The sequence below is a fragment of the Streptomyces sp. genome (assembly GCF_050698815.1).
In the GTDB taxonomy this organism is placed as follows: Bacteria; Actinomycetota; Actinomycetes; order Streptomycetales; family Streptomycetaceae; genus Streptomyces.
Genome location: NZ_JBOHCV010000368.1, coordinates 1 through 6,217, shown reverse-complemented (window position 1 = coordinate 6,217; position 6,217 = coordinate 1). Strand labels below are relative to the sequence as shown.

General features: G+C 68.6%; 8 protein-coding genes and 1 pseudogene. 7 read left to right on the top strand and 2 right to left on the bottom strand.

Annotation, left to right across the window (positions count from 1 at the left end; translation table 11 throughout):
- The 3 genes from ACRDP3_RS13470 to ACRDP3_RS13460 all read left to right on the top strand — a co-directional run.
- A partial coding sequence (locus ACRDP3_RS13470) for a biotin/lipoyl-containing protein (protein WP_431517150.1) occupies positions 1-129 on the top strand: 129 nt, incomplete at its 5' end.
- Positions 130-302: 173 nt separating this feature from the next.
- On the top strand, positions 303-875 hold the full coding sequence (locus ACRDP3_RS13465) for a cob(I)yrinic acid a,c-diamide adenosyltransferase (protein ID WP_431517149.1): 573 nt from the start codon (positions 303-305) through the stop codon (positions 873-875).
- An 84-nt stretch (positions 876-959) separates the two neighbouring features.
- Positions 960-1,844, top strand: coding sequence for a glycosyltransferase family 2 protein (locus ACRDP3_RS13460; RefSeq protein WP_431517148.1), 885 nt, complete (start codon positions 960-962; stop codon positions 1,842-1,844).
- Positions 1,845-2,015: 171 nt separating this feature from the next.
- Here ACRDP3_RS13460 and ACRDP3_RS13455 read toward each other — a convergent pair whose 3' ends face one another.
- Positions 2,016-2,219 (bottom strand): DUF397 domain-containing protein, encoded by a 204-nt coding sequence (locus ACRDP3_RS13455; protein ID WP_431517147.1) that lies wholly within the window; start codon positions 2,217-2,219, stop codon positions 2,016-2,018.
- A 10-nt stretch (positions 2,220-2,229) separates the two neighbouring features.
- The gene (locus ACRDP3_RS13450; RefSeq protein ID WP_431517146.1) at positions 2,230-2,988 is read right to left on the bottom strand and encodes a DUF5753 domain-containing protein; all 759 of its coding nucleotides are present in this window, start codon (positions 2,986-2,988) and stop codon (positions 2,230-2,232) included.
- Positions 2,989-3,166: 178 nt separating this feature from the next.
- Between ACRDP3_RS13450 and ACRDP3_RS13445 the strand changes: the two genes are divergently transcribed.
- From ACRDP3_RS13445 to ACRDP3_RS13430, 4 genes and pseudogenes are all read left to right on the top strand, one after another.
- Positions 3,167-4,585, top strand: a complete 1,419-nt coding sequence (locus ACRDP3_RS13445) for an ATP-binding protein (RefSeq protein WP_431517145.1) — start codon at positions 3,167-3,169, stop codon at positions 4,583-4,585.
- A gap of 121 nt (positions 4,586-4,706) precedes the next feature.
- Positions 4,707-5,585, top strand: a complete 879-nt coding sequence (locus ACRDP3_RS13440; RefSeq protein WP_431517144.1) for a hypothetical protein — start codon at positions 4,707-4,709, stop codon at positions 5,583-5,585.
- Positions 5,586-5,624: 39 nt separating this feature from the next.
- Positions 5,625-5,852 carry a hypothetical protein gene (locus tag ACRDP3_RS13435; protein WP_431517143.1) on the top strand — a complete coding sequence of 76 codons (228 nt, stop codon included), beginning with the start codon at positions 5,625-5,627 and terminating at the stop codon, positions 5,850-5,852.
- A 39-nt stretch (positions 5,853-5,891) separates the two neighbouring features.
- Positions 5,892-6,023, top strand: a pseudogene (locus ACRDP3_RS13430) (two-component sensor histidine kinase); the annotation flags it as partial.
- Positions 6,024-6,217: the final 194 nt, after the last annotated feature.

Below are 6,217 nucleotides of genomic sequence, written 5' to 3'. Positions count from 1 at the left end.
GTGGCCACCATCGAGGCGATGAAGATGGAGGCGTCCATCACGGCCCAGCGCGCCGGCACGGTCGGCCGGCTCGCGATCGGCGAGGTCCAGCAGGTCGAGGCCGGCGACCTGCTCATCGAGATCAGCTAGTGCCGTGACCGGCAATGTTTGCCCGTCAAGGAGCGTCGTCCAGTGCGTGCGATCGCAAGGCGGCCGGAAGTCCTTGTAGCGGAGCTACCAGGGCTTTCGGCCAACGCGGCGAGCGCGCGTGATGGGCGGCGCGACAGGGCAAACATTGCCGGGAGGGGCACTAGGCTCGGTTCATGGTCAATCTGACGCGCATCTACACCCGTACCGGCGACTCCGGGACCACCGCCCTCGGCGACATGACCCGTACCGCCAAGACCGACACCCGCATCTCGGCGTACGCCGACGCGAACGAGGCCAACGCGGCGATCGGAGTGGCCCTCGCCCTCGGCGACCTGCCGCCGGAGATCGCCACGGTGCTTGTACGGGTGCAGAACGACCTCTTCGACGTCGGCGCGGACCTGGCCACGCCCGTCGCCGAGAACCCCGAATTCCCGCCGCTGCGCGTCGAGCAGAGCTACATCGACAAGCTGGAGGGGGACTGCGACACCTACCTGGCGGAGCTGGAGAAGCTGCGCAGCTTCATCCTCCCCGGCGGAACCGCGGGCGCCGCCCTCCTGCACCAGGCGTGCACAGTCGTCCGCCGCGCCGAACGCTCGACCTGGGCCGCCCTGAACGAACACGGCGACCTCATGAACCCCCTGACGGCCACTTACCTCAACCGCCTCTCCGACCTCCTCTTCATCCTGGCCCGCTCGGCCAACAAGGAGGTCGGCGACGTGCTGTGGGTCCCCGGCGAGAACCGCTGACCCGGTTACCGGCCGCCGGCTTCCACAGCGGCGGCGGGTGAACGGCTACGATCGCGGGCACCGCAGCCGAGATGAGGAGTGGCAGTGCTTCCCTCGTCCGAACCACGCCTGGGTGTGGCCATCGTGACCATGGGCAACCGCCCCACGGAGGTTGACGCCCTGTTGGAGTCGGTGGCCAAGCAGGATGTGCCGCCGGCGCGGATCGTGATCGTGGGCAACGGCTCCCCGCTTCCGGATTTCTCCGGCAACGTGACCGTGCTCGAACTGGAGGAGAACCTCGGCTGCCCTGGCGGACGGAACGTCGCCCTGGCCCAGCTGCGCGAGTTCGGGGACGTGGACATCGTCGTCGAGCTCGACGACGACGGGCTGCTGGTCGACGCCGACGTCTTCCGCACGGTCCAGGAGCTGTACGCGAGCGACCGTCACCTGGGCATCGTCGGCTTCCGCATCGCCGATGAATACGGCGAAACCCAGCGTCGCCACGTGCCACGGCTGCGAGCCAAGGACCCGATGCACCGCGGGCTGGTGACCGGGTTCCTCGGCGGCGGGCACGCCTTCTCGATGCGGATGCTGGACGAGATCGGCGACTGGCCGGCGGAGTTCTTCTTCACCCACGAAGAGACGGATCTGGCCTGGCGTGCCCTGGATGCGGGCTGGAGGATCCTGTACGAGCCGGAGTTGCTGCTTCAGCACCCCAAGACCTCGCCGGCACGGCACGCGGTCTACTACCGGATGACAGCCCGAAACCGGGTCTGGCTGGCACGGCGCCATCTGCCCCTCCCGCTGATTCCCGTGTACCTGGGCACGTGGACCGTGCTCACCCTCGCCCGCACCCGGTCACTCGGCGGCCTGCGGGCCTGGACGGGGGGCTTCATCGAGGGCGTACGCACTCCGTGCGGCCGACGACGGCCCATGCGGTGGGCCACGGTGTGGCGGATGGCCCGCCTGGGCCGCCCGCCGGTCATCTAGCCGTGGCGGTTTCGCTCTTGGCTCGCAGTCGGGTCGACGTGGCCGCGGGTCTCCCGGCCAGCCAGGCCGCACAACGGGCCACCCGACTTGATGGTGATTCCGAGCAGTCCGCGGCGTCCCGAGCGGACGGGTCGGCTCGGGGCCGGGACGCGAGGCAGAGCTTCTACGGGCTCAGGGGGTCAGGTCGGCAAGTGCCCCGTCCTTGACCGCGCCTATGAGGGCGGCGAGCCGGGCGGGGGTGGTGGTGATGACGGTCCCGGGGTCGTCGCTCTCACGGAGCTGGACGGTGGGAGCGGTCCCGGCGACCTCGACGCAGTTCGCCCCCTCGCCGCCGGAGTAGGAAGACTTCTGCCACTGGATGGTGGATGTGGTCATGCCTCAGCTCTCACAGTTCTCGTCCGATGTGGTGGATGATCTGCTCTGACTCAGCCGCACTGAGCGCGGTGTCTTCCGCAGCATCGAGCAGAGTCCGGTACCTGTGCAGCTCAGCCTCAGCGTCCAGGAACTGTCCGCCGATGGGACTGTCCAACCGGACCGTATCCAACTGCGGGACGGCACCGCCCGCGTAGAGCACGGGCTGTGTCGCTTCGATGAACTGCTCGTTCGTGAACGGGATGACGAGCACGGTGACGTGGGGCCACTCGGCGACCTTCTTGATGTACTCGAGCTGCGTCCTGGCCACACTGCGCCCACCGAAGCGCATCCGCAGCGCCGCCTCATGGATGAGAGCGTGAAGGTGCGGTGGGTCTTCCTTCGCGAACACGTCCCGACGACGCATGCGATGTTCGACTCGCGCCTCGATTTCAGCGGCGGGCAACTTCGGGACCACCCCGGAGAACAGAGCACGCGCGTAGTCCTCGGTCTGCAACAGCCCCGGCATGGAGACGATTTGCAGCGACCGCATGGAGGCCGCGTGGTGCTCAAGCTCTGCCATGTCCAGGAAATCAGGGGAAAGGATTCCCCGGTACTCCTCCCACCAGAACTGACCCCGACGTTCGCGCGCGATGGCGCACATCGCCTCGATGAGCTCGACGTCCGCACATGCGTAGAACGTAGCGAGACGCCGAATCCGCTCCTCGCTCACGCCGATCCTGCCGGACTCGATATTGCTGATCTTCGCCTGGTCCACGCGGCACCACCTCACGACCGGTGCCTCACCGAATGCGGTTGCCGGCGCTGCCGACCCTGGAACCCGATGTAACCGGCCGTCCCTCAGGACTCTTGTCGCTGCGCCGCCGAACCTCGCCCAAGGTTAGTAACCTGATTGTTACTAACCTTGATGTTAGTATCCTAGGTGTGAGCGAGAGTCCGGAGGCAGCGCCATGGTGGATTTCGTAGGCAGGCAGCACGAGCTCGAAACGCTCGACCGGGAGCTGGCCAAGGTGACCGCGGGGATCGGCGGGGAGCGGCCCGGGCGGTGCCTGATGCTACGGGGACGTCGCCGGGTGGGTAAGTCGCGGCTGGCCGCGCGGTTCGCTGAGCACTCCGGCGCCCCCTTCCTCTACTACACGGCCACGGGGGCGTCGCCGGAGGTCGATCTGACGCGTCTCGGCAAGGATGCACAGTCCTCCGGTCTGCCGTTGGCGGGCCTGCTGTCCGCCGCCCGTCCAGCGAACTGGGATGCCGCTCTTGACGTACTGGCCGCCTCCTTGCCGCACGACCGGGCGAGCGTGGTGATCATGGATGAGGTGCCGTATCTGATGGATGCGGAGGGCGCGTTCGAGGGCATGCTTCAGCGGGCCTGGGACAGGGCGCTGGAGACCAGACCGGTTCTGCTGGTTCTCGTCGGCTCCGATCTGTCGATGATGGAGGCGCTGAACAGCTACGGACGCCCGTTTCACCAGCGGGGACGGGAGATGGTGCTGAGGCCGCTCAACCCGGCGGAAGTGGGCGGGATGCTGGGCCTCGATGCGGCCTCGGCGTTCGATGCGGCCCTGATCACCGGCGGCCTGCCCCTGATCTGTGCGGAGTGGCCGCACGGCGCCGGGGTCTGGGACTTCCTTGCGGCTGCCCTCAGCGATCCGGTCTCGGCGCTGCTGGTTTCTGCTGAGCGGTCGCTCGCAGCGGAGTTCCCCCAGCAGTTGCAGGCGAGATCGGTGCTCTCCGCGTTCGGCAGCGGCGAGCGGACATTCTCCAACATCGCGCGCGCTGCGGGCGGTGTGGCGGCCACCCCGCTCCAGCGGGCGCTGGTGCCCCTCACGGACAAGGGAATGATCGCGGCGGAGCTTCCCCTGTCCACGCGGCCCTCGAAGGATCGCCGCTACCGAATCGTGGACCCATACCTACGCTTCTGGCTGAGATTCGTGGGGCCTGCGATGGAGGAGATCGAGCGAGGCCGGGGCGATCTGACGCTGCAGCGCGTCCGTGAGAACTGGACCAGCTGGCGCGGCCGGGCCGTCGAACCCCTGGTTCGCGAGGCGCTGGCACGACTACTGCCCGACTCCGACCTCCCCGCCGCGCCGGCCATCGGCGGCTACTGGACCCGCACCAACGATGTGGAGATCGACATCGTGGGAGCCGACCGCGCGCCCATCGCCAAGGAGCTGCTGTTCGTCGGCTCCGTGAAGTGGCTGAAGAATTCCCCCTTCGACCGGCACGACCTCGCCGACCTGCACCGTCACCGCGCCGCACTCACGCCTGATCCCGTGCCTGTGGTCGCGGTCTCGCGCAGCGGAACCGACTGCACGGGACTCGACGCCGCGTACGGCCCGGAGGAGCTCCGCACGGCATGGTCCACCTGAGCAGGCGGCCCCGGCCGCACTCCGACGAGGGAGGGACGGTGACCACCCGGCAGAGTTGAAGCATCGCCCTTACGGTGGAAAACGGGAGCATTCGTAACGCACCTGCACTCTGGGGAGCGACATGAGTGACGACGACTACGACCCGGAGCAGGAGGAGCAGGAGGACGAGTACGAGGAGGAGTACGGCGATCAGCCGGACGAATCCTCCGAGGCGCCCCCTGCCGACCTGCCGGCGACGACACCGCACGAGGAACCCGACGTGCTGCTCGACGTGCCGCAGGTGCATGTCGACGAGATCAGCGTCGAGGTCGAGGATCTGCGGGCGCGGGTGTCACTGCAGGCCGAGGTGCTGGACATGCTCAAGCTCAATGTGGGAGCGGACGTGGAGCTGGGCCGGGTCCAGCTGGAGATCAAGGGTGTGGACGCGCAGGCCCTGCTCAAGGTGCGCCTCGACAACGTCGCCCAGATCGTCGGCCGGGTACTGACGACCATCGACCGCAATCCGCAGATCCTGGAGCAGATCACGTCGGGCCTCGGTTCGGCCGCGCGGGAGCTCGGGAGCGGTGCGGGGGAGGCCGTCGGGGAGCTCGGCCGAGGGGCCGGTTCAGCTGTCGAAGACGTCGGCGAGGGGGCGGGGAAGGCCGTCGAGGACGTCGGTGAAGGCGCCGGGGAGTCGGTCAAGGAGATCGGTCAGGGTGCCGGAAGCGCCGTCGAGAAGGTCGGCGAAGGCGCGAGCAGCGCCGTGGAGGACGTCGGCGAGGGTGCCGGGGAGACCGCCCAGCACGTCGGCAAGGGCGCGGGTAGGGCCGTCGAGGACGTCGGCGAAGGCGCCGGCAAAACCATCGACGAGACGGGCCGCACGGTGACGAGGACCGGAAAGAAGGCCGCCCGCACGGCGAAGAAGAAGTCGGGCGGCGGTTCCAAGGGCACACCCGCACGGTCCGAGGACCGGTCCCGGCGGCGGCGCTCGCGCGAGCGGGAGCACGAGCAACCGCCATGAAACGGATCGGAGACCGCTGACATCGAGCTCACGACCTCGGTGAACGCCGACGAGCTCCGTTTCGGCGCGGAACCGGAGACCGAGGTCCGATTCGACGGTTCCCCCGGCCGTGAGTCGGTTTCGGGGAGCAACCGGACCAACCTCCCCGACAAGGTCGAGCCCGGGGTCGACTACCGCGAGGTACAGGTGGACTACCGGCTCGCGACCCGGCTCCGCCGCCGGAACGGCACGGGAGAGGGAGAGGGAGACGGCCGGGGAAGGCGGTGACCGGTTGAGGGACCCGTCAGCGCGGCCTCGCCGACTCCGCGCAACGTCGCCGCCGCTGAACCGCTGCGCGCCGAACAGACCGCGCTGCTGGCCGAGATGGACCGCGTTCAGGCCGTTACTGCCGAACGCGCCCGGATGGCACGCGAGTTGCACGACGTGGTCGCCGACCACCACGAGCTGGGCTTCACCGGAGGCCGAACGCCCGTGCGCCCACCCGGACGCCCGCGTGAACACGCGGGTACGGACAATCGCTTCATGCACGAGGTGATGTTCGAGGCACGAAGTGACCTGCCATGGGAGGGGTGATCGCAGGCTTCGCGGTCATCACGTGCATCATCGGCACCGGCTACGTCCTCGGCCGCCGT

Bases quoted from the DNA above. Each gene is read 5' to 3' on its own strand.
- ACRDP3_RS13445 (WP_431517145.1), top strand. From the start codon at position 3,167: ATGGTGGATTTCGTAGGCAGGCAGCACGAGCTCGAAACGCTCGACCGG.
- ACRDP3_RS13440 (WP_431517144.1), top strand. From the start codon at position 4,707: ATGAGTGACGACGACTACGACCCGGAGCAGGAGGAGCAGGAGGACGAG.
- ACRDP3_RS13465 (WP_431517149.1), top strand. From the start codon at position 303: ATGGTCAATCTGACGCGCATCTACACCCGTACCGGCGACTCCGGGACC.
- ACRDP3_RS13455 (WP_431517147.1), bottom strand. From the start codon at position 2,219: ATGACCACATCCACCATCCAGTGGCAGAAGTCTTCCTACTCCGGCGGC.